Source organism: Novosphingobium sp. HNCC26DJ243, assembly GCF_057180545.1.
Genome location: NZ_JBXUGN010000009.1, coordinates 1 through 21,342, shown reverse-complemented (window position 1 = coordinate 21,342; position 21,342 = coordinate 1). Strand labels below are relative to the sequence as shown.

The following is a 21,342-nucleotide window of genomic DNA, read 5'->3' as shown; positions in this document are numbered from 1 at the left end:
AAGGACGATCCCATGAGCCGCGTTACCGAAATCCGCTATGTCGGATATGGCGTCGAGAACTTCGATGCCGAAAAGGCATTCTATGCCGATGTCTGGGGCCTCGAGCCGGTGGGCGAGGACGACGATCACGCCTGGTTCAAGGCGCAGGGCGCTGACGAGCATCACGTGGTCCAGCTCCGCCGTGCCGGCGAGAATCGCATCGATGTCATCGCGCTGGCGGCCGATAGCCGGGCCGATGTCGACGCCCTGCGTGCCAAGGTGGAAGCAGCGGGTTGTCGCGTTGCCAGCGAGCCTGCGGAACTGACCTCGCCCGGCGGTGGCTATGGCTTCCGGTTCTTCTCGCCCGACGGGCTGATGATGGAAATCTCCAGCGACGTCGCCAGAGGGAGCAAGCGCGATCTCGCGCGCTGGGAAGGTGTGCCGGTCAAGATCAGCCACATCGTGCTGCACAGCCCCAACCATCAAGGGCTGGTTTCCTTCTTCACCGATGTTCTCGGCATGAAGGTCTCGGACTGGCTGGGCGATTTCATGTGCTTCCTGCGCTGCAATTCGGCGCACCACCGCATCGCCATCCTGCCCGGACCGCCGTGCCTCAACCATGTCGCCTATGACATGCTCAGCGTGGACGACATGATGCGCGGGGCCCATCGCCTCAAGCTCAAGGGCATCGATATCGGCTGGGGCCCCGGACGCCACACGGCCGGCAACAACACCTTCAGCTATTTCGTCACGCCCGGCGGCTTTGTCACCGAATACACCTCGGAACTCGAAGAGGTCGATTTCGAAGGCCACCAGCACAAGGTTCACGTGCCCGCGCCGCTTGTGATGGACCAGTGGGGCATCGGCACCGGCGGCCCGCAGACGCTGCCGCATCCTGCGCCCAACCCCGGTCTGTTCCAGATGGCGGAGGGCTGACTTATGGCGCTCTACGAACCATTTCCCAACTACATCTGGAACCTGTCCGTCTCGATCGCAATGGAGAGCGGGGGGCAGATCGGCGAAATCGTCGACATGTGCCGCCCGATCATCGAGGCGGCGGCCAATGGTGGCGATGCCGGCACGCCGCAGTTCATGAAGCAGTGGTCTGCCTATGGCGACAAGCTGATCGAACTCGCGGCCGAGGACGAGGCGAGGGGACGCAGTTTCTCCGCCTCGAACAAGCTCGAGCGCGCATCGCTTTACCTGCTTGTGGCCGAGCGCATGCAGGGACACGGCGCGCCGGGCCGCAAGGAGACGTACGCCAAGGCCCTCGCCGCTTTCGAAAAGTCGACCGCGCTGGGCAAGATCAATCGTGAACGCGTCGAAATCCCGTTGGCGACGGGCACAATGCCCGCGCTCTATACCCGCGCCGAAGGTCCGGGGCCGCATCCGGTGGTGGTCTATTGCAACGGGCTCGATAGCTGCAAGGAACTGCTCTACTGGAGCCGCCTGCCCGATGCATTGGCCCGGCGCGGCATTTCCACGCTTTGCGTTGATCAGCCGGGCTCGGGCGAGGCGCTGCGGCTTCAGGGCCTGCCAGTGGATCCGCATTCGGAAAGCTGGGCGAGCAAGGCTGTCGACTGGCTCGAAGGGCAGCCGGATGTCGACCCCAAGCGCATCGGCATGACCGGCATCTCGCTCGGCGGTCACTTCGCGCCGCGCGCCGTAGCCTACGAGCCGCGCTTTGCCAGCGGTGCGGTGTGGGGTGCCAACCACAACTGGCGCGAAGTGCAGGACAAGCGCCTCAACCGCGAGGGTGAGAACCCCGTGCCGCACTATTGGGCGCACGTGATGTGGGCTTTCGGCGCGAAGGATATGGACGAGTTCCTCGAGAAATCGACCGACATGAACCTCAACGGCCACATGGGTTCGATCAAGGTGCCGTTCCTCGTCACCCACGGCGCGCACGATCGCCAGATCAGCGTGACTTATGCTGACGATCTCTATGACCAGCTCGTCAATGCGCCCCGCCGTGAGAAGGTGATCTTCACCGAGCGCGAAGGCGGCGTGGAGCACGTCGGCGCAGACAACATGGCCTATGGCCGCGACTGCATTGCCGACTGGTTTGCCGAGACGCTCGGCGGTACGACCGGCTGAATGACCGGATCGACTTACATACGCCGTGAAACGCGAGTCAGCATAGTGATCAACACGGTGTTGAGCGCGCTGTTCTTTCTTGCGGTGTTCGGAACGTCTGGAGCCGTACCTGTCTGGGGCGGAGGGGGCTATATTGCCGATTTCGGGCCGCAGGGCTTCATGATCGGCCTGATGGCAACGCTGGTGCCGGGCGCTCTGGTGCGCAAGGCGCGGCGGTCGGGCGCGGTCGATCCGATCGAGGGATCGACGCCGCGCCTGCCGGGCGGACTTTTCCTGCGCGGTGTCGTCTGCGGACTGGCGGGCGCGGCTGCGGGAATTGCGCTTTCGGCGTTGATACTTGCCCTGTCAGGTTTGGCGGAACTTGCCTGGACGCCGGCATTGTTGGCAAAACTCGCATTCGGCGCGACATTCGCGGCGGTGATTACGCCTGCCGGCCTGCGCGCCGAACTGATCAAGCGCTGACGGATCACGTGCCCATAAAGGCGCAACGGAGAACATGACCATGACGCGACGTTTCGTCGATCTTTCGATCTACCTCGAGAACGAGGTCATCACTGATCCGCCCTTCATGCGCCCGCACATCGAATACCAGAAGCACGAAGAGACAGTCACCGAACTGGGCTTTTTCTTTCCCGGCGTGACGACTGCCGACACGCCTGACGGAGCGGGGTTCGCCGCGGCCGAGAAGGTCACGCTGACCACGCACAACGGCACGCATCTTGACGCGCCGTGGCATTTCCATCCGACCATGAATGGTGGAGAGCGGGCTATCACGATCGACGAAGTGCCGCTGGAATGGTGTTTTCAGCCCGGCGTGAAGCTCGACTTTCGGCATTTCCCGGACGGTTACGTGGTGACCGCGCAGGACGTCGAGGACGAGCTGAAGCGCATTGGCCACGATCTTAAGCCGATGGAGATCGTGCTGGTCAATACGGCGGCAGGCAAGGCTGTGGGCGATCCCAACTTCGTCAATGTCGGCTGCGGCATGGGCTACGAGGCGACGATGTACCTGACCTCGCGCGGGGTGCGCGTGACCGGGACCGATGCCTGGAGCTGGGACGCGCCGTTCAGCTACACCGCGCAGAAGGTCAGGGAAACCGGCGATACCTCGCTGATTTGGGAAGGCCACAAGGCAGGGCGCGATATCGGCTATTGCCACCTTGAAAAGCTGCACAACCTCGAAGTGCTGCCACCTGACGGGTTCACCGTCAGCTGCTTTCCTCACAAGATCAAGGGCGCTTCTGCCGGCTGGACGCGCGCCGTTGCCATCTTCGAGGAATAATCTCCACTCATTCAGTTGACATTAATCTCAACCTATATAGTAGAGTTCCTTGTCGAGACCATTCCGGTTTCGATTCGAAAGGCCCAAGGCGACCTCGCTCGGGTTCGTGTTGCTTCACGAGCAAGGAATCTACCCCATGAAGACTGCGACTGCCCGAACCGTCTACCCCGCCAGCCGTCGCGCAGCCGCGCGAACGTCACGCGGATTCCATGTCCCCGCCGAAGTTCTCGTGATCGCGGCGCTTGTCCTGGGCGCCAGTGTCAACGCGCTGCACATTGTGTTGGGCTGATCAGGGCGCGAAATCGTCGAGGCTGAAGGCTTCGGCGAAGGCCTGTGCGAGCGTCTGCCGGTCGAGCGCCTCCAGCATCGGCAGACGGCCCAGCCGTCGTACCCCGCCCATCGCGCAGATCGTTGCTTCGCTGTCCTCGTTGGGATCGCCGACGAAGGCCACGCCATGGATGGCAACGCCGCGTGCGCGCAGGGCTTCGAACGTCAGCAGGGAATGGTTGATCGTGCCAAGCGCGGTGCGGGCGACGACGATCACAGGCATTCCCCACCATGCGAAAACGTCGGCGTAGGTCGTGGACCGGGTCACAGGCACGAGCGCTCCGCCTGCGCCCTCGACGACCAATGGCCGCACCGCAGGCAGTGTCATCCGCGCAAGATCGATGACCACGCTATCGAGTTCGGCAGCGCGGTGCGGAGAGCAGGGCGTCGTCAGCCGGTAGGCCTCGGGCAGGACCTTGGCGGGATCAATTCCGCTGAGGCGCGCAACGTGATCGCGGTCGGCTCCATCGTCCAGGCCCGCCTGCACCGGCTTCCAGTAATGTGCATCAAGGGCGCCGGCGAGCGCTGCCGAAAAGATCGTCTTGCCGATGCCGGTATCGGTGCCGGTCACGACGAACGCGCTCACCGCAGGGCATCTTCCAGTGCGGCGGCGAGGGCATCGACATCGTCGCGCGTGGCATTCAGAGTGAGCGAGATGCGCAGGCGCGAGGTGCCTTGCGGAACCGTAGGCGGGCGGATGCCGCGCACGTCAAAGCCGGCCTTCTGCAACCGGTCGGCCACAGCCATGGTGCGCGCATCCTCTTGCAGGATCAGCGGCAGGATCTGTGAGCCGGTGGCCAGCGCGCCATGGCGGCCCAACACCCGTTCGGCATGGCCGATCAGATCGTGCAGTGCCTCGCGGCGCCCCGGCTCGTCAGCCAGCATCTGGATGGCTTCGCGAACCGCGGCGGCAATCAGCGGCGAGGGCGCGGTCGAGAAGATGAAGGGCCTGCCCCGGTTGACGAGAAAATCGCGAACCACGCGGGGCCCAAGCACCAGCGCGCCTTCGCAGCCAAGCGCCTTGCCGCAGGTCCGCAGAACGATCGTATCCGCGCGACCGTCAAGTTCGGCGGCAAGGCCGCGACCGTCAGGGCCGAAGACTCCGGTCGCATGGGCCTCGTCGATCAGCATGATGGCATCGTGCCGTTCGGCGACGCGAGCCATGTCGGCCACGGGCGCCATGTCACCGTCCATCGAATAGAGCGTCTCGAAAGCCAGCCAGATGCGGCCGGTGTTGCCGCGCGCCCGCCATTCACGCGCCGCATCGTCGAAGCTCTGCGCATCGTTGTGCGCGGCGCTGACAGCGGTTGCCCTTGTCAGGCGCAGGCCTTCGTGCATCGATGCGTGAACGAGTTCATCGTGTATGATCAGGTCGCCGCGCTGCGGCAGGGTCGAGAGCAGCGCCACGTTTGCGGCATAGCCGGCTGAGAAGAACAGTGCAGATTCGCTGCCGAAGAAAGCAGCGGCTTCGTGTTCGAGCTGTTCGTGTTCGGGATCGTTGCCGCGGAGCAGGCGCGATCCGCCCGAACCCAGCGGCACCCCGCGCGCGATGGCGTCCTGCAATGCACGCGTCAGCCGTGGCGACGACGACATAGCGAGGTAGTCGTTCGACGAGAAATCCGCGCCCCGGCGTACGCCGAGCGAACGCAGCCGCGCCTTCTCGCCAAGACCCGCGAGGTCGGCGGTGTGCGCTGACCAGATCTTTCCTGTGCGGGCGGACGTCTCGGCCATCAGGCCGCGCAGCCTCCGGAGCAGCCCCCGACGGACTTCATCGCCCGCATCGGCTCATCGCCTTCCATCGGCTTGAGGCCGAGGCGCGCGAACATCGCGGCATCGGCATCGTCGCCCGCGTTAGCGGCGGTGAGCAGCTTGTCTCCGGTGAAGATCGAGTTGGCACCAGCCATGAAGCACAACGCCTGGGTCGCCTCGCTCATGCTCTCGCGGCCGGCGGAAAGACGGACCATCGACAGCGGCATGGTGATGCGCGCGACCGCGACAGTGCGCACGAACTCGATGTCGTCGATCTTGGCGAGCGGCGTGTCGGCAAGCATGTTGCCGAGCACGGTGCCCTTGACCGGCACGAGCGCATTGACCGGCACGCTTTCCGGGTGCTGATCAAGCGTGGCCAGCGCGTGGATGAAGCCGACGCGATCGGCGCGCGTCTCGCCCATGCCGACGATCCCGCCCGAGCAGACGTTGATTCCCGCGTTGCGCACGTTGTCGAGCGTCTGCAAACGGTCAGCGAAGGTGCGCGTGGTGATGACCTCGCCATAGCGTTCGGGCGAGGTGTCGATGTTGTGGTTGTAGTAGTCGAGGCCAGCCTCGGCGAGCTGCGCGGCCTGGCCCGGCGTCAGCATACCGAGCGTCATGCAGGTTTCGAGCCCCATCTCGCGCACGCCCTTGATCATGGCGATCACGGCCGGCATGTCGCGCTCCTTGGGATTGCGCCAGGCAGCGCCCATGCAGAAGCGCTTGGAGCCATTGTCCTTGGCCTGCGCCGCGGACTGCAGCACCTTCTGCACCTCCATCAGCTTGGTCGCTTCGATCCCGCTGTCTGCCTTGACCGACTGCGAGCAGTAGCCGCAGTCCTCGGGGCAGCCGCCGGTCTTGATCGAAAGCAGCGTGCAAAGCTGGATCTCGCCTGCGCGGTGATGCGTGCGATGCACTTCGGCTGCGCGGAACAGCAGTTCTGTAAACGGCAGGTCGAACAGTGCGGCGATTTCCTCGCGCGTCCAATCCGTGCGCACCGAGGGGTGAACGGCGCTGGCCGATTCTCGCTCTTGAACCATGGTTTCCTGCACCGGTCACGTCCTTGAAAATGCGGCAATCAGGTGGCCCATAACCGAAAATTGCGCAGTGCGCGCCAGTGAATTCGCAAAGATGCGATTTCCGACTTTGCATTTTGGGGGGCATTTCGCGGGTTGAAATGCCGCGCCCCGATTGACAGCGCTCCTTCAAATGCGTTGATAGCCTCGCTCTATCAGGACTGCGATTGCCCGATGCATCTTCGCCAGTTGCGCTATTTCGTGACCATCGCGCGCCTGCGCCATTTCGCCAATGCTGCGGCTGAATGCGGTGTTTCGCAGCCAACGCTGTCGGCCGGACTTTCAGCGCTCGAACAGGAACTGGGCCAGCGACTGGTCGAGCGCGATCGCCGCTTTGTCGGCCTCACCGCCCATGGCGAGGCCATCCTGCCATGGGCCGAGCAGATCCTAGGGGCGGTGGGCAACATGGCCAATGCGGTCGCGGCAGGAGCGATGCCCCTCAGCGGTGAATTCTCGCTCATGGCAATCCCCGCAGCCCTGCCGCTCGTCGGTGCCTTCGGCCAAGCCGTGCTTGCCCAGCATCCGGGGCTCTCGCTGTCGGTGCGTTCGGCCACCTCGCGCGAGATCGAGCGGTCGCTCAACGCCTTCGAGTGCGACGCGGGGCTGACCTATCTCGATCATGAGCCGCCCGGAAACGTCCTGTCCGTGCCGCTTCATGCTGAGCGCTACCTTTTCGTCGCAAAGGCCGGCGGCGTTTTCGACAGGCGCGAGCGCATCGGCTGGTCCGAAGCGGCGGAGCAACCGCTGTGCCTGTTGCACCAGGGAATGCAGTTTCGCCGCATTCTCGACTCGCGCCTTGCCGCTCAGGGCATCTCGACCACGCCGCGCGCCGTGGCGGACAGTTATGTCACCTTGCTCGATTTCGTAAGGTCGGGCGCCTTCTGCACGATCGTACCCGATACCTACGCGAGCCTGCTTTCCGGCCTCGAATGGATACGCTTCCTGCCGCTCGACGAACCGGGCGACATGCGCCGCATCGGGCTCGTGGTAGTCAATCGGACGCCTTTAGGGCCGTTGGCGCGGGTTGCCTTGGCGATTGCAGGAGGCATCGCGGTGGAAGGCGTGGAGCTGTGATAGATATTTCCTATCAGGCTTCGCGTTTTTCAATTTGACGTTTGCTGGGTTCGGATCAAGGCAAGCAGTATGGAGAGACTTGAACAGATCATCGCGGCCCATGCGGGGCGGGAAGGGCCGCTTCTGCCGATCCTGCATGACGTGCAGGCGGAGTTTGGCTTCGTGTCCGAGGATGCGATCCGCGCGATTGCCACCGGACTGAACCTCAGCCGCGCAGACGTGCATGGCGTGGTGAGCTTTTACCACGATTTCCATGAAGCGCCCGAGCCGCGCGCGGTGCTCAAGCTGTGCCGCGCCGAGGCTTGCCAGTCGCGCGGGGTCGAGGCACTGGCAGCGACCTTGCCCGGCGATGGACGCGTGAAGGTCGAAACCGTCTATTGCCTCGGGCTGTGCTCGGTCGGTCCCAACGCGATGGTCGGACACAAGGTCCATGCCCGGCTCGATGCGGCAAAGCTTGGTGCGCTGGTGGAGTCGCTCGCATGACCACCCAAGACACAATCATTGTGCGGATCAGTGACGATGCGCTGGCCCTGGCTTGCGGAGCAGATGAGGTTGCGGCGGCGTTTGTGGCAGCGGGCTGCACCGTGGAGCGGGTGTCGTCGTGGGGCATGCACTGGCTTGAGCCCCTGGCCGAAATCAATGGCATGGGCTTCGGCCCGCTGGACCCGGCTGACGTTGCATCGGTTCTCGGCGGCACATCTTCCAAGGCCATCGGGCGGATCGAAGAGCATCCCTTCATCGCGAAGCAGCAGCGCTTCACATTCGCGCGTGCAGGAAAGACACGGCCACTGAGCCTTGACGACTACGCGGCCCATGGCGGGTGGCAGGGTCTGGCCAGGGCCCGCGAACTCGGGCCCGAGGCGACGATTGCCCAAGTCACCGAATCCGGCCTGCGCGGGCGTGGTGGTGCGGGTTTCCCGGCGGGCATCAAGTGGACCACCGTCGCCAGGGCCGGGGCCGACACGAAGTATATCGTCTGCAATGCCGACGAAGGAGACAGCGCAACCTTTGCCGACCGCATGGTGATGGAGGGCGATCCCTTCATGCTGATCGAAGGCATGGCGATTGCGGCACACGCCGTTGGCGCCGCCAAGGGCTACGTCTATATCCGCAGCGAATATCCGCATGCCATTGCCAAGATGGACGCGGCAGTGAGGTCCTCGGCGCATCTCGTTGCGCCGTTTGAACTCGAAGTGCGCGTGGGCGCAGGCGCTTATGTCTGCGGCGAGGAAACCTCGCTGCTCAACAGTCTCGAGGGCAAGCGCGGCGAAGTGCGAGCAAAGCCGCCGCTGCCTGCATTGGAAGGTTTGTTCGGCAAGCCGACCGTGGTCAACAACGTGCTGACGCTGGCGGCGGTGCCGTGGATCATGGCCAATGGCGCGGCGGCCTATGCGGCCGTCGGGTTCGGGCGGTCGAAGGGTACGATGCCGATCCAGCTTGCAGGCAACATCAGGCACGGCGGGCTGTTCGAGATCGGCTTCGGCGTGACGCTGAGCGAACTGGTGATGACCATCGGCGGGGGCACGGAATCCGGACGGCCGGTGCGCGCGGTGCAGGTCGGCGGACCGCTGGGCGCTTATCACCCGCCTTCCGAGTTCCACCTTCCGTTCGACTACGAGGCTTTTGCCGCCAACGACGGACTGATCGGCCATGCCGGCATCACGGTGTTCGACGACACCGTGGACATGAGCGCACAGGCTCGCTTCGCCATGGAATTCTGCGCGGTCGAGAGCTGCGGCAAGTGCACGCCCTGCCGCATCGGATCAACGCGTGGCGTGGAACTGATCGACCGCATCCGTGCGCGGGCTGGTCGCGCGCCGGACCGCGTCGAGGCGCTTCCGCAGATGCACAATGCGCGAAAGGTCGAGCGCTCGCTCGGTGACGAGATCACCCTGCTCGAAGACCTGTGCGAGACGATGAAGTTCGGCTCGCTCTGCGCGCTGGGCGGATTCACGCCCTATCCGGTACTGTCGGCGCTCCGCAATTTCCCCGAGGATTTCGGGGCAGATGCAGCGAAGGAAGCTGCCGAATGATATTGGGTGCGGTCCTTGCCGGCGGCCAGTCGACCCGCTTCGGGAGCGACAAGGCGCTTGCCGAACTGGGCGGGCGCACGCTTCTGGCGCACGCGGTCGAGGCGCTTGAAGGGCTTTGCGATGCGGTTGTTGTCGTCGGCCGCGAGACTGCGCCCGCACCCACCCTGCCCGATTGGCCGCATGCGAGCATGGGGCCTCTGGGCGGGATTGCCGCCGCGCTCCATCACGCTCGCGATGCCGGGTACGACGCGGTCCTGACCTGTGCTGTCGACAGCGTCGGTATTTCCGACGATCTTCTCGGGCAACTGGGCGCAGCGCCCGCCTACTGCGCGGACCAGCCGGTTATCGGACTGTGGCCGACTTCCTGTTCGACGACACTCGATGCGCTGCTGACAAGCGATGGGCGCCATTCGATGCTGGCCTTTGCCGAGAGCATTGGCGCACGGGCGGTGCGGCTCGAGCAAAATCCTGCTAATATCAATACACCGGCGGACCTCGAGTCTGCGGAGAGGCGATCCCATGGGCTATGAACGTCAGGCAGATTTCGGCACCCCGGAAGTCAGCAGCGAAACGCAGATAACCTGTTCGATCGACGGACGGGACGTCACCGTCCCCGCCGGCACGACCGTGATGCGTGCTGCCGCATTGACCGGTGGTTCGATTCCCAAGCTTTGCGCGACCGACAATCTCAAGCAGTTCGGATCGTGCCGCCTGTGCCTTGTCGAGATCGACGGGATGCGCGGAACGCCGGCCTCATGCACCACGCCGGTCGCCGAGGGGATGAAGGTCCATACGCAAACCCCGCGCCTGCAGAAGCTGCGCAAGGGCGTTATGGAACTCTACATCTCCGATCATCCGCTCGATTGCCTGACCTGCAGCGCCAACAACGATTGCGAGCTGCAGGACCAGGCCGCCGCCGTGGGCCTGCGCGATGTGCGCTTCGGCTACGAGGGTGACAACCATCTCGGCGCACCGACCGACACTTCGAACCCCTATTTCGACTTCGATCCGTCCAAGTGCATCGTCTGCTCACGTTGCGTGCGTGCCTGCGACGAGGTGCAGGGCACCTTCGCGCTGACCATCGAAGGGCGCGGCTTCGGCTCGAAGGTTTCTGCCGGGCTTGATTCAGACAGTTTCCTGTCGTCCGAATGCGTATCTTGCGGCGCCTGCGTTCAGGCCTGCCCGACCGCGACCCTGCAGGAAAAGGCGGTCAAGGAGATCGGCAAGCCCGAGCGCGCGGTTGTCACCACTTGCGCCTATTGCGGCGTCGGCTGCACCTTCCGCGCCGAAATGCGCGGGGAGCAGGTCGTCCGCATGGTGCCGTGGAAGGACGGCAAGGCAAACCGGGGCCACTCCTGCGTCAAGGGCCGCTTTGCCTGGGGTTATGCCCAGCATCAGGAGCGCATCCTCTCGCCGATGATCCGCGAGACGATCGACCAGCCCTGGCGTGAGGTGAGCTGGGAAGAGGCGCTGTCCTTTACTGCAACGCGGATCAATCGCATCCGCGAGACCTATGGCCGCAATGCCCTTGGCGGCATTACCTCGAGCCGCTGCACCAACGAGGAGACCTTCCTAGTCCAGAAGCTGATCCGGGCAGGCTTCGGCACCAACAACGTCGATACTTGCGCCCGGGTCTGCCATTCGCCGACCGGCTACGGTCTGAAGACCACGTTCGGCACTTCTGCGGGAACGCAGGATTTCGACAGCGTCGAGGACTCCGACGTGATCCTTGTGATCGGTGCGAACCTGACCGATGGGCATCCCGTCTTCGCCAGTCGCATGAAGCGCCGGTTGCGGAAAGGCGCGAAGCTGATCGTGATTGATCCGCGCCGCACCGATCTGGTGCGCAGCCCGCACATCGAGGCGGATTTCCATCTTCCCTTGCGTCCTGGCACCAATGTTGCCGTACTGACTGCGCTTGCGCATGTGATCGTGACCGAAGGGCTCGCCAACGAAGCCTTCATTCGCGAGCGGTGCGACTGGGACGAGTTCAGGCACTGGGCCGATTTCGTTGCGCAGGAGCGCAACAGCCCCGAATTCCTTGCCCCGGTGATCGGCGTCGATGCGCAGGCGATCCGCGGCGCGGCGCGGCTCTATGCCACCGGCGGCAATGGCGCGATCTACTATGGTCTTGGCGTGACCGAGCATTCGCAGGGCTCGTCCACCGTGATGGCGATTGCCAACCTTGCGATGGCCACCGGCAACATCGGTCGGCGCGGGGTGGGCGTAAATCCCCTGCGCGGGCAGAACAACGTGCAGGGTGCTTGCGACATGGGCTCGTTCCCGCACGAACTGTCGGGCTATCGCCATGTCTCGGATGCCGCCACGCGTGCGCTGTTCGAAGCGGAATGGGGCGTGCCGATCGATCCCGAACCGGGCCTGCGCATCCCCAACATGCTCGATGCCGCGACCGACGGCACATTCAAGGCGATCTATATCCAGGGTGAGGACATTCTTCAGTCGGACCCCGATACCAAGCACGTTGCGGCAGGTCTTGCCGCCATGGAATGCGTTATCGTCCACGACCTGTTCCTCAACGAGACCGCGAACTACGCGCACGTGTTCCTGCCCGGCTCGACGTTCCTCGAAAAGAACGGCACCTTCACCAATGCCGAACGACGTATCCAGCCGGTGCGCAAGGTGATGGAGCCGCTGAACGGTTACGAAGACTGGCAGGTCACGCAGGAACTCGCGCGCGCCATCGGGCTTGACTGGAACTACACGCACCCCAGCGAGATCATGGACGAGATCGCGCGGCTGACCCCGACTTTCAGCGGGGTGAACTACAAGCGGCTCGATGCAGAGGGCTCGCTGCAATGGCCGGTAAACGACCAGGCGCCCGATGGCTCGCCGATCATGCACATCGACGGCTTCGTGCGCGGGCGGGGCAAGTTCGTGGTGACCGACTACGTGCCGACCGACGAGCGTACCGGCCCGCGCTTCCCGCTGCTGCTGACGACGGGGCGCATCCTCAGCCAGTACAACGTGGGCGCGCAGACCCGGCGCACGGCCAACACCGTTTGGCACCCCGAAGACGTGCTCGAAATGCACCCGACCGATGCCGAGAACCGTGGCGTCAAGACCGGCGACTGGGTGAAGCTCGCCAGCCGTTCAGGTGAAACCACGCTGCGGGCGCTGGTGACGGATCGCGTGGCACCGGGCGTGGTCTATACCACGTTCCACCACCCTGCCACACAGGCCAACGTCGTCACGACCGACTATTCTGACTGGGCGACCAATTGCCCCGAGTACAAGGTCACTGCTGTACAGATCACCCCGTCGAACGGCCCCACCGACTGGCAGGAGGACTACGAGGCACAGGCGACGCGCTCGCGCCGGATCGTGGGCCATGAAGGCGCGATGGAGCCGGCGGAATGAGCGGGCAGACCGTCGAAAAGCTGGCCTACATGGCCAACCAGATCGCGCGCAACATGGCGCTCGATGACCGGCCCGTAGCGTCAGTCGCCGATCACATCGTGGCGTTCTGGACGCCGGTGATGATCGACATGCTGCTGGCGCAGGATAATGCCCACCTCGATCCGATTGCCGCCGATGCCATGAAGCGGATCGCGCAAGGTCGGATCCCATCGCCGCAGACGCGCGCCACGGACCCGGCATTCCACGGTTCAGATGCCGGTTGAAGGTACGCGGGACTTCGCGTTCCGCGAACACTTTGCCGATGGCTCAGGCGCACGGACCATAGAGCGTGCGCTGATCGAGGAAGCGCCCGTCGCGATCGAGATCAATGGCGTGGGCTACGCCGTGATGATGGCGACCCCTGCCGATCTGGAAGACTATGCTCTGGGCTTCTGCCTGTCCGAGCAACTGATCGCCTCGGCAGACGAATTCCTCTCGGCCGATGCGGCGGCTGTCGATGGCGGAGGCTGGATGCTGCGCGTGCAGCTCGCTGCATCGGGTGCAGGCCCTCTGCTCGAACGCGCGCGCCTGCGGCTGGCCGAAGGCAGCTGCGGGCTGTGCGGGATCGAGAGCCTTGAACAGGTCATGCGCCCGCTCGTGCCGGTCTCGGCCCGGCTGGAGGTGGAGCCTGCCACGATATTCCGCGCGGTTGATGCGCTGGGCGAGCGGCAGCTGCTTGGCATCGCCACGCGCGCCGCCCATGCGGCAGCCCTCTGCATGGCCGATGGGACCATTATGATGGTCCGCGAGGACGTGGGCCGCCACAATGCGCTCGACAAGTTGCTGGGCGCTGCGGCTCGCTCAGGTTTGGCGGTACATGACCATTTCATCGTGCTGACGGCGCGCTGCAGCTTCGAACTGGTGCAGAAGGCGGTGATCGCAAACTGCCCGGTACTAATCACGATTTCGGCAGCTTCTTCTCTCGCAGTAGATCAGGCGCGCGCGAACAACCTCAGGCTGGTGAGCCTTGCCCGGAGGGACAGTCTGCTCGAGGCCTGAGCGCGGCCATCGCTTCCAGTGCGCGCGACAGCGAATCCATCGCCACCGGCTTGGTCAGCAAAGGAGCATCCGGCGCGCCGCTATCGGCTTCAAGCGTGCTGTGGCCACTGAGGTAGCAGAACGGAACGCGCAGGCGTTCGAGGCGCTGGGCTATCTCGACCGAGGTATCGGACCCGCCGAGCGAGAAATCGAGCAGGGCGCAATCGACCGCGCCAAGATCAAGCAGCGCGTGGGCCTGCTCCACATTGGCAGCCGCTCCGACGGGTTCATGGCCCAGATCGGCCAGACTCTCTTCCAGCAGCATTGCCAGCAGTGGTTCGTCCTCGACAAGCAGGACACGCATCGCTCAACCCTTCGACTGGCATTGGCACGCCGGGGATCGGCGAGTGTCACAGTACCACGAATTGCACATTACCGCATTTTCCGTGGTCGCAACGTGGTACGGTCGCAAGGAGCAGGCGGTTGGTCGCAATTCGGATCCAAATTTCACGGATCCCGAGACGCGACTTGGGGTTAATGAAGGCGATGGCCGAGAGCGATTCGCACATGTCCGCACGCTATGTCGACCGGCCGTCCGCGGCGGGAAGAGATCGCGTCGCTGCCACGGGACTGGCCATTTTTCTGCATCTATGCGTGCTTTGGCTGGTCATTCACGGCTTCGGCGGAGTTCCGGTGCTGTCAAATCTTTCGCGCGAGACGTTCACGACGCGCACTTTCGATGTCCCGCTTGAACCACCCAAGCCCGCACCCAGCCCCACCGCTCCCGAGCCCGCCGGCGCGTCCGGTGCCGAAGGCCGCAAGGCAAAAGCGAAGGCGACGGTCGCCAAGGCGCGCTTGCCCGCAAGAAAGACACCTGCACCTCCCGTCGCCTCGACCGGCAACGATACGCGTTCCGGTGCCGCGGCGCAGGGCGCGGGGACCGGCGGGGGCGGGCAGGGCATGGGGACCGGCAGCGGCGCGAGCGGCAACGGCTCAGGCGGAGGCCTCGCCCGCAAGGCCGAGAAGATCGCGGGCGACATCCGTTCGACGCGCGATTATCCGATCGAGAGCCAGCAGGAACGCATTGGCAAGCGCGTGGTCATCCTGCTTACCGTGGGAACCGATGGCCGTGTTTCGGATTGCAGGGTCTGGCGCGCAAGCGGCGTACCCGAAGCGGACGCGATAACCTGCCGCCTCGCCCGTGAACGCTTCCGTTTCCGCCCGGCGACCAATGCCGATGGCGTCGCAGTAGAGACGACCTATGGTTGGGAACAGCGCTGGTTTGAACCTTGAATAATGCAGCGCACAATAGCCAAATAAAGCCAGGATTGCTCTCAAGTCGATGAGATGAAGGCGTTTTGCGACGAAAGAGTCGTGCGAGCTGTTACAATTGCTGCGTTGCAATGAAACCGGATCGCGCGCAGTGCGTTCATTCAGCAACGGTCAAGGTCTGCGCAGTCGGCGGACCCCGAAGCACTCGGAACATTATCGCCATGAAGCCCAGCAACGATGAATTCATTGTGAGCGGCGTGCCGCAAGGGTCGGTCCTGCCTTTCCTGCGTGGCGCGCAGGTATCGCCCCGCCATCGCATCGCCCTGATCGGTGGCTATTCACCGCGCAAGTGCGGGATTGCGACTTTCACGACCGACATACACGAGCAGTTGGGTGCCCACCACGGCGACGTCGCGGTGGACCTACACGTGATCGACGATCCCAAGTCGCCGCTCGAGTATCCCGGCGTGCGAGGCGTAATCCTGGCCGACCAGCCCGAGGACTATCGCGCGGCCGCGCGCCGGATCAATGAAGACGCGGTCGATGCAGTCTGGCTTCAGCACGAATACGGCATTTTCGGAGGTGACTGTGGCGACATGGTCCTCGAACTCGTCGATCGCGTGGCTGCGCCGCTCGTTCTCACCCTGCACACCGTACTCGCAGAGCCAGCGCCCAAGCAGCGCGCCGTACTCGAGCATCTGCTGCGCCGCGCCTCGCGGGTCATGGTCATGTCGCGCCACTCGATGGATCTGCTGCAATCGATCTACCATGTGTCGCCAGACCGGATTGCGGTGATCCCGCACGGTGCACCCGATCGCCCATTCGGCCGGAACGAAGAACACAAGGCGCGGCTGGGCCTTGGCGGACGCCCCGTCATGATGACGTTCGGTCTGCTGGGCCCCGGCAAGGGGCTGGAGACAGTTATTCAGGCACTGCCTGCGATCGTCGAGAACCACCCCGATGTGATCTATCGCATCGTGGGCGCGACCCACCCGAACCTGGTTGCGAGCGAAGGTGAGAGCTATCGCGAGGGTCTGGTGGAACTGGCGTCGAAGCTGGGCGTTGGCGACAATGTGCAGTGGGACAATCGCTTTCTCGAAACCGACGAGCTGCTCGATCAGCTCGAGGCCTGCGACATATACCTGACGCCCTATCCCAATATGCAGCAGTCCACCTCGGGCACGCTGAGTTATGCGGTTGCGCTGGGCAAGGCTGTCGTCTCGACTCCTTACGTCCACGCGCGCGAATTGCTCGCCGATGGTGTCGGGGTGCTGGTCGAGCCGCGTCAGGCCGAAGTTATCGCTGCCGCTGTCAACAAGCTGCTCGATGATCCGGCTGAACTTCTCGCAGTTCAGCGTCGCGCCTGGGACAAAGGCCGTGAAACGATCTGGCCAAGCTTCGCAGGTGCTGCGCGGGATCTGGTCGAAAGCGTGATCGTCCAGCCGGTGCGGGCGGTGCCATTGCTGGCTGCGCCCGGATTTTCCGCTGTTGCCGCGATGAGCGATTCAACCGGCATGCTTCAGCACTCGATCCTGACGGTACCCGATCGTCGTCATGGCTATTGTCTCGATGACAACGTGCGCGCCCTGATGCTGATGGGTGTGGCCGATACTGTGCCCCTGGCCGAGCGCCAACGCTGGGCGACTGTCTACGCGTCGTTCATCCAGCACGCGTGGAACCCGGACAGGCAGGTGTTCCGCAACTTCATGACCTTCGAGCGCACGTGGTGCGAGGAAATCGGTTCGCAGGACAGTAATGGTCGCGCGGTCTGGGCCTTGGGCCATGCCGTAAGCCACGCCCCCGATATGGGCTTGCGCCATTGGGCATCGCAGTGGTTCGACATCACCTTGGCTGCCGTCGCTGCGATGGATTCGCCGCGGACCGTCGCCTTTGCCATGCTCGGCTCTGTCTGCGTTTTGCGCACGAACCCCGATCATGCTGGCGCGCGCGAATGCCTGGAACGTGGCGGCGAAATTCTCGCTTCGCTGCTCGCCACGGCCCGACGCCCTGATTGGGCCTGGTTCGAAGCTGTGCTGGGATATGACAATCCGCGCCTCCCGCAGGCGCTGATCGAAGCCGGTGCCATTCTCGAGCGCGATGACTGGGTAGAAAGCGGGCTGTCGAGCCTGCGCTTCATCTCTCGCCAGCAGCTTTCGGCACAGGGCCATTTCCGCCCGGTCGGATCCGAAACCTTCGGCCGCGAATACGACAACCTTCCATTCGACCAGCAGCCGGTCGAAGCCTGGGCGGCGATCGATGCTGCTGCTGCGGCCTATGGTGTGAGCGGCGATCTCGACTGGCTGCGCCATGCCGAAACCGCTTACCGCTGGTTCCTCGGCGGCAACGATCGCGGTGAAGTGCTGGCCGACCTTGCCAGCGGGCGCTGTCGAGATGGCGTAACGCCGCAGGGTGTAAATCTCAATTGCGGGGCGGAATCGATCCTTGCGTTCCAGTTGGCGCATTACGCCATGTGCAGCCTGGCCAACCGCAATGGTGCCACGCGCAACGACAATGCCAAGGGTATGGCCGATACGCTGCCAGGACGGATCAACAACAAGGGTAGTCAAAAGCTTGCAGGTGCTTGAGCAGAGACTTCATGCCGATCCTTCGCGGGTGGTGCTTCGACCGTTTCATCTTGGCTGGCAGGGACCGGGCGGGCAGGGTGCCCGCGCCGGCAAGCTGGTCGAAGACGTTGTCGCGCTCAGCGAGAGCGAAGCCGACGATGAATACACGCGCGTTCTCCACGACTTCGAGGAGCGGCACTGGCAGACCGAGCAACTCTTCGAGGAACGTTACGCGGAGATCGAGACAATGCTCGGGCTCGACGGCTCCAGCCTTACGCCGAAGCGGAAACGCCTGATCGGCGCCTATTTCTGCCATGAATACACTTACGCGGCGGCGGCTTTGATGAACCCGAGCATCGTGCCCCATCCCGACCAGACAGGCATGATCGGCGGCGCGGTCCGTTTCGTGATGAGCCTGCGTGCCGTCGGCGAAGGGCACATTAGTTCAATCGTCTTCCGCGAAGGTATCGCCATGCCGGATGGAACCTTCGAACTCTGGCCACAAAGCCACTTCGCCACGGCGATGCAGGCCAACGACAGCCTTGCCACCATGCGCGAGGATGGGGCGGTCAGCGTCCATCGCCATGCCGAGAGCAGCCTGTCCAACAGCGTGATGTTTCCGATCACCGAGCAGCAGCGCGGCGGCCTAGAGGACTTGCGGCTCGTGCGGTTCGATCACGGGAACGGTGATTTCGAATGGGTCGGTACCTACACCGCCTATTCGGGCGCATCGATCCGATCGGAACTGCTGCGCACGCCTGATTTTCGCCAGTTCGTGCTTGAACCGATCGAGGGAAAAGCGGGCCGTAACAAGGGTATGGCGCTGTTTCCGCAAAAGGTCGGTGGCCAGTATTGCATGGTCGGGCGTCAGGACGGCAAGAACCTGTTCCTGCTGCGTTCGGACCGGCTGGATTGCTGGGACGATGATGGCGTGCTGCTGATGGAACCCGAGTTTCCTTGGGAGTTCGTCCAGATCGGCAATTGCGGCAGTCCGATCCTGACAGAGCACGGCTGGCTGCTGTTCACCCACGGCGTTGGTGCCATGCGCAAGTATGCGCTGGGTTGCGCATTGCTCGATCGTGACGACCCATCCAAAGTGATTGCCCGATCGGCCAAGCCGATACTCACCGCCATTGATGCGGACCGCTTCGGCTATGTGCCGAACGTCGTCTACACCTGTGGCGCGTTGATGGTTGGCGAGCAGTTATTGGTTCCTTATGGAATCTCTGACAGTGCCGTGGGATTTGCGACGACGTCCGTTTCCGAGTTGCTGGCAATGATGGGGACTTTCCCTTAGGTGCGTGCATAAAGGCGCGAGCGTCCATTCTGGTTCAGGTAGCAAATGATCGAAACAGTTCCTGTTGTCTTGTGCGGGGGTAGCGGAACCCGCCTTTGGCCGCGCTCGCGCAAGCAGAAGCCCAAGCCGTTTCTTCCTCTCGTTGGCGAAAGCACCTTGTTTTCTGCAACGGTTCTGCGGTGCGAACGGGAAGCCGGGTTCGGCGATCCGGTAATCGTGACCGGCGCTGCGCATCTCGAGCATGTCGAAGACCAGCTGCCTGATCGCGCCAGCACCCGCATCATCGTCGAACCGCAGGGCAGGAACACGGCGGCCGCGATTGCGCTTGCTGCGCTGACTCTGCCCGAAGACGCGATCATGCTGGTTTGCCCGAGCGACCATCACATCGGCGATTGTGATGCCTTCCGTGCCGCCGCGCGCGAGGCGTCGGAGCTTGCGGCGCAAGGTTGGCTGGTGTCATTCGGGATTGTGCCGACTGCGCCTGAAACCGGCTTCGGCTATCTCAAGCAGGGTGAGCCGATTTCCGGAACGGGCGGACGACGGGTCGAGCGGTTCGTCGAGAAGCCTGATCTGGCGCGTGCGCTCGAATTCCTGTCCAGCGGTGATTACGCGTGGAACGGCGGCATCTTTGCGTTCCGTGTGGGCACATTTCTCGAGGAACTCGGACGGCATCGCCCCGAGATCCTTGCCCCCGTCAGGGAAGCCGTTGCCAAAGGGCATGCCGATGGCATGCGGTTCCTGCCGGATGCGGAAGCGTTCGCTCGGGTGCCCAGTGAATCGGTCGATTACGCCGTCATGGAAAATACCGATCGCGCGGCGATGGTCCCGGCAGTCATGGCATGGTCCGACATCGGCAACTGGCAGGCATTGCACGAGGCGCTCGATCGCGACGCTTCGGGCAACGCCGTCCGAGGAAACGCGGAACTTCGCGACTGCTCGAACGTCATGGTCATGAGTGACGGCCCCCGGGTGTCGGTGGTGGGCGCTTCGAACCTGATGATCGTGGTCGATGGGGGCGAAGTGCTGGTCTGCACGCCTGAAGGTGCGCAGTCCGTCGGCAAATTGTCCGGAGCAGCCAATCAGTGATGCAATTGACCAAGCGGATGGTCGAGAAACCCTGGGGCAAAGATGTCCTCCCTGCGCCGTTTGTCGCGCCCGAGGGCAAGCGGATCGGCGAAGTCTGGTTCGAACCGCCCGCTGAACTGCCAGACATTCTGGTCAAATACATCTTCACCAGCGAAAAGCTCTCGGTTCAGGTCCATCCCTCCGATGCCGAGGCGGCTGCCCTGGCTGAAAGCGACCGTGGCAAGGAGGAATGCTGGCTGGTCATCGATGCCGAGCCGGGCGCAACGCTCGGCGTCGGCTTCCAGCAAGTGATCGGCAGCGACGCCATGCGTCGCGCGGCGCTCGATGGAACGATCGAGGACCTGATGACCTGGTACCCGGTTTCGGCGGGGGACTTCTTCTACATCCCGGCAGGAACGGTCCACGCCATCGGCGCGGGCGTCAGCCTGATCGAGATTCAGCAGAACAGCGATATCACCTATCGCCTTTACGACTACGGGCGGCCTCGGGAGTTGCATCTGGCCAAGGGCATCGAGGTGGCCAAAGGCGTGCCGCTCGACACCTCCCTTCATCGGAGCGTTTCGAGAAACGGTACGGTCGAACTCGTGAATGGGCCGTATTTTGTCGTGCATCGAATCGATGGCATGCCGGATGCAACCTTGATCGCAGCTTATGATGGCCCCTGCCTTGTCATCCCTCGCGCTGCGCCGGTTGTGGTTGGCAGCGATGTTCTCGTCCCGGGTGACTGCGGTCTGGTCAACGGATTGCGTGGCGCACAGTTTCCCGCCGAGGGAGCTACGTTGCTCGTCCGGGCTCTCGTCTGAGACTACTGCTCGACGATCCGGTCCAGTTCGGAACGATCTTCACAGTATCGGGGATGCGTTTTCGCCGCTTGATGGTCCGCCGTACACTTTAGAACTGCGTAAACGCCGTAACAAAGCCTGGCTTCTCGCGTGCAACTCATCAGTAGACTGTGCCTCGGGGTTCTGTGAGAGGAGCCACAGTTCGCACATGCAGCAGCTTGGCTTGAAGATTTTCGGCGATTGTGCGAAACGGGCTTGGCCGGAAGGTTGGTGGGAGCCTGTTGGTACGGGGGGCGTCTAACGCGCCGAGCGTCACATTTGGTAAGGTT

General features: G+C 63.6%; 21 protein-coding genes. 17 read left to right on the top strand and 4 right to left on the bottom strand.

All coding sequences use genetic code 11. The features are described 5' to 3' along the window. Positions 1 to 12 precede the first annotated feature (12 nt). From AC2A04_RS17680 to AC2A04_RS17660, 5 genes are all read left to right on the top strand, one after another. Positions 13 to 915, top strand: coding sequence for a VOC family protein (locus AC2A04_RS17680; RefSeq protein ID WP_484213686.1), 903 nt, complete (start codon positions 13 to 15; stop codon positions 913 to 915). Between the two features lie 3 nt (positions 916 to 918). After that, positions 919 to 2,076 (top strand): alpha/beta hydrolase family protein, encoded by a 1,158-nt coding sequence (locus AC2A04_RS17675; RefSeq protein ID WP_484213685.1) that lies wholly within the window; start codon positions 919 to 921, stop codon positions 2,074 to 2,076. After that, a complete protein-coding gene (locus AC2A04_RS17670; RefSeq protein ID WP_484213684.1) occupies positions 2,077 to 2,538 on the top strand; it encodes a hypothetical protein in 462 nt (153 codons plus the stop codon). A gap of 40 nt (positions 2,539 to 2,578) precedes the next feature. After that, the gene (locus AC2A04_RS17665) at positions 2,579 to 3,358 is read left to right on the top strand and encodes a cyclase family protein (RefSeq protein ID WP_484213683.1); all 780 of its coding nucleotides are present in this window, start codon (positions 2,579 to 2,581) and stop codon (positions 3,356 to 3,358) included. A 136-nt stretch (positions 3,359 to 3,494) separates the two neighbouring features. Continuing rightward, complete coding sequence (locus AC2A04_RS17660; RefSeq protein ID WP_484213682.1) at positions 3,495 to 3,647, top strand: hypothetical protein; 153 nt, start codon at positions 3,495 to 3,497, stop codon at positions 3,645 to 3,647. On the opposite strand, the gene bioD is transcribed toward AC2A04_RS17660, so the two are convergent. From bioD to bioB, 3 genes are read right to left on the bottom strand one after another with little or no spacing between them, the layout of a single operon-like run. After that, positions 3,648 to 4,271: a dethiobiotin synthase gene (gene bioD / locus AC2A04_RS17655; protein ID WP_484213681.1), complete on the bottom strand. Its 624-nt coding sequence runs from the start codon at positions 4,269 to 4,271 to the stop codon at positions 3,648 to 3,650. Then, positions 4,268 to 5,416 (bottom strand): 8-amino-7-oxononanoate synthase, encoded by a 1,149-nt coding sequence (locus AC2A04_RS17650; protein ID WP_484213680.1) that lies wholly within the window; start codon positions 5,414 to 5,416, stop codon positions 4,268 to 4,270. The genes bioD and AC2A04_RS17650 overlap by 4 nt, the downstream gene beginning before the upstream one ends. Further along, entirely contained in the window at positions 5,416 to 6,474 is a 1,059-nt protein-coding gene (bioB, locus tag AC2A04_RS17645; RefSeq protein WP_484213679.1) for a biotin synthase BioB, read from the bottom strand. Before bioB ends, AC2A04_RS17650 begins: the two co-directional genes overlap by 1 nt. Before the next feature lie 210 nt (positions 6,475 to 6,684). Between bioB and AC2A04_RS17640 the strand changes: the two genes are divergently transcribed. The 7 genes from AC2A04_RS17640 (at position 6,685) to fdhD (ending at position 14,033) form a co-directional block, all read left to right on the top strand. After that, positions 6,685 to 7,584 carry a LysR family transcriptional regulator gene (locus tag AC2A04_RS17640; RefSeq protein WP_484213678.1) on the top strand — a complete coding sequence of 300 codons (900 nt, stop codon included), beginning with the start codon at positions 6,685 to 6,687 and terminating at the stop codon, positions 7,582 to 7,584. A gap of 69 nt (positions 7,585 to 7,653) precedes the next feature. Next, on the top strand, positions 7,654 to 8,067 hold the full coding sequence (locus tag AC2A04_RS17635; protein WP_484213677.1) for an NAD(P)H-dependent oxidoreductase subunit E: 414 nt from the start codon (positions 7,654 to 7,656) through the stop codon (positions 8,065 to 8,067). Continuing rightward, positions 8,064 to 9,617, top strand: a complete 1,554-nt coding sequence (locus AC2A04_RS17630) for an NADH-ubiquinone oxidoreductase-F iron-sulfur binding region domain-containing protein (protein WP_484213676.1) — start codon at positions 8,064 to 8,066, stop codon at positions 9,615 to 9,617. Before AC2A04_RS17635 ends, AC2A04_RS17630 begins: the two co-directional genes overlap by 4 nt. Continuing rightward, on the top strand, positions 9,614 to 10,147 hold the full coding sequence (gene mobA / locus AC2A04_RS17625; RefSeq protein ID WP_484213675.1) for a molybdenum cofactor guanylyltransferase: 534 nt from the start codon (positions 9,614 to 9,616) through the stop codon (positions 10,145 to 10,147). Before AC2A04_RS17630 ends, mobA begins: the two co-directional genes overlap by 4 nt. Beyond that, entirely contained in the window at positions 10,137 to 12,995 is a 2,859-nt protein-coding gene (gene fdhF, locus AC2A04_RS17620; protein WP_484213674.1) for a formate dehydrogenase subunit alpha, read from the top strand. The genes mobA and fdhF overlap by 11 nt, the downstream gene beginning before the upstream one ends. Continuing rightward, positions 12,992 to 13,258 carry a formate dehydrogenase subunit delta gene (locus AC2A04_RS17615; RefSeq protein WP_484213673.1) on the top strand — a complete coding sequence of 89 codons (267 nt, stop codon included), beginning with the start codon at positions 12,992 to 12,994 and terminating at the stop codon, positions 13,256 to 13,258. The genes fdhF and AC2A04_RS17615 overlap by 4 nt, the downstream gene beginning before the upstream one ends. Beyond that, entirely contained in the window at positions 13,248 to 14,033 is a 786-nt protein-coding gene (fdhD, locus tag AC2A04_RS17610; protein ID WP_484213672.1) for a formate dehydrogenase accessory sulfurtransferase FdhD, read from the top strand. The genes AC2A04_RS17615 and fdhD overlap by 11 nt, the downstream gene beginning before the upstream one ends. Here the strand turns inward: fdhD and AC2A04_RS17605 are convergent. Further along, the gene (locus AC2A04_RS17605) at positions 13,987 to 14,376 is read right to left on the bottom strand and encodes a response regulator (RefSeq protein WP_484213671.1); all 390 of its coding nucleotides are present in this window, start codon (positions 14,374 to 14,376) and stop codon (positions 13,987 to 13,989) included. The genes fdhD and AC2A04_RS17605 overlap by 47 nt on opposite strands. Before the next feature lie 173 nt (positions 14,377 to 14,549). Here AC2A04_RS17605 and AC2A04_RS17600 point away from each other — a divergent pair, with 173 nt between their 5' ends. The 5 genes from AC2A04_RS17600 (at position 14,550) to AC2A04_RS17580 (ending at position 21,034) form a co-directional block, all read left to right on the top strand. Continuing rightward, entirely contained in the window at positions 14,550 to 15,305 is a 756-nt protein-coding gene (locus AC2A04_RS17600; RefSeq protein ID WP_484213670.1) for a TonB family protein, read from the top strand. 200 nt (positions 15,306 to 15,505) lie between these two features. Continuing rightward, positions 15,506 to 17,869 carry a glycosyltransferase family 4 protein gene (locus AC2A04_RS17595; protein ID WP_484213669.1) on the top strand — a complete coding sequence of 788 codons (2,364 nt, stop codon included), beginning with the start codon at positions 15,506 to 15,508 and terminating at the stop codon, positions 17,867 to 17,869. Next, entirely contained in the window at positions 17,856 to 19,145 is a 1,290-nt protein-coding gene (locus tag AC2A04_RS17590; RefSeq protein WP_484213668.1) for a glycoside hydrolase family 130 protein, read from the top strand. Before AC2A04_RS17595 ends, AC2A04_RS17590 begins: the two co-directional genes overlap by 14 nt. A gap of 45 nt (positions 19,146 to 19,190) precedes the next feature. Beyond that, complete coding sequence (locus tag AC2A04_RS17585; RefSeq protein ID WP_484213667.1) at positions 19,191 to 20,231, top strand: mannose-1-phosphate guanylyltransferase; 1,041 nt, start codon at positions 19,191 to 19,193, stop codon at positions 20,229 to 20,231. Further along, the gene (locus tag AC2A04_RS17580) at positions 20,231 to 21,034 is read left to right on the top strand and encodes a class I mannose-6-phosphate isomerase (protein WP_484213666.1); all 804 of its coding nucleotides are present in this window, start codon (positions 20,231 to 20,233) and stop codon (positions 21,032 to 21,034) included. Before AC2A04_RS17585 ends, AC2A04_RS17580 begins: the two co-directional genes overlap by 1 nt. The last annotated feature ends 308 nt before the right edge of the window (positions 21,035 to 21,342 follow it).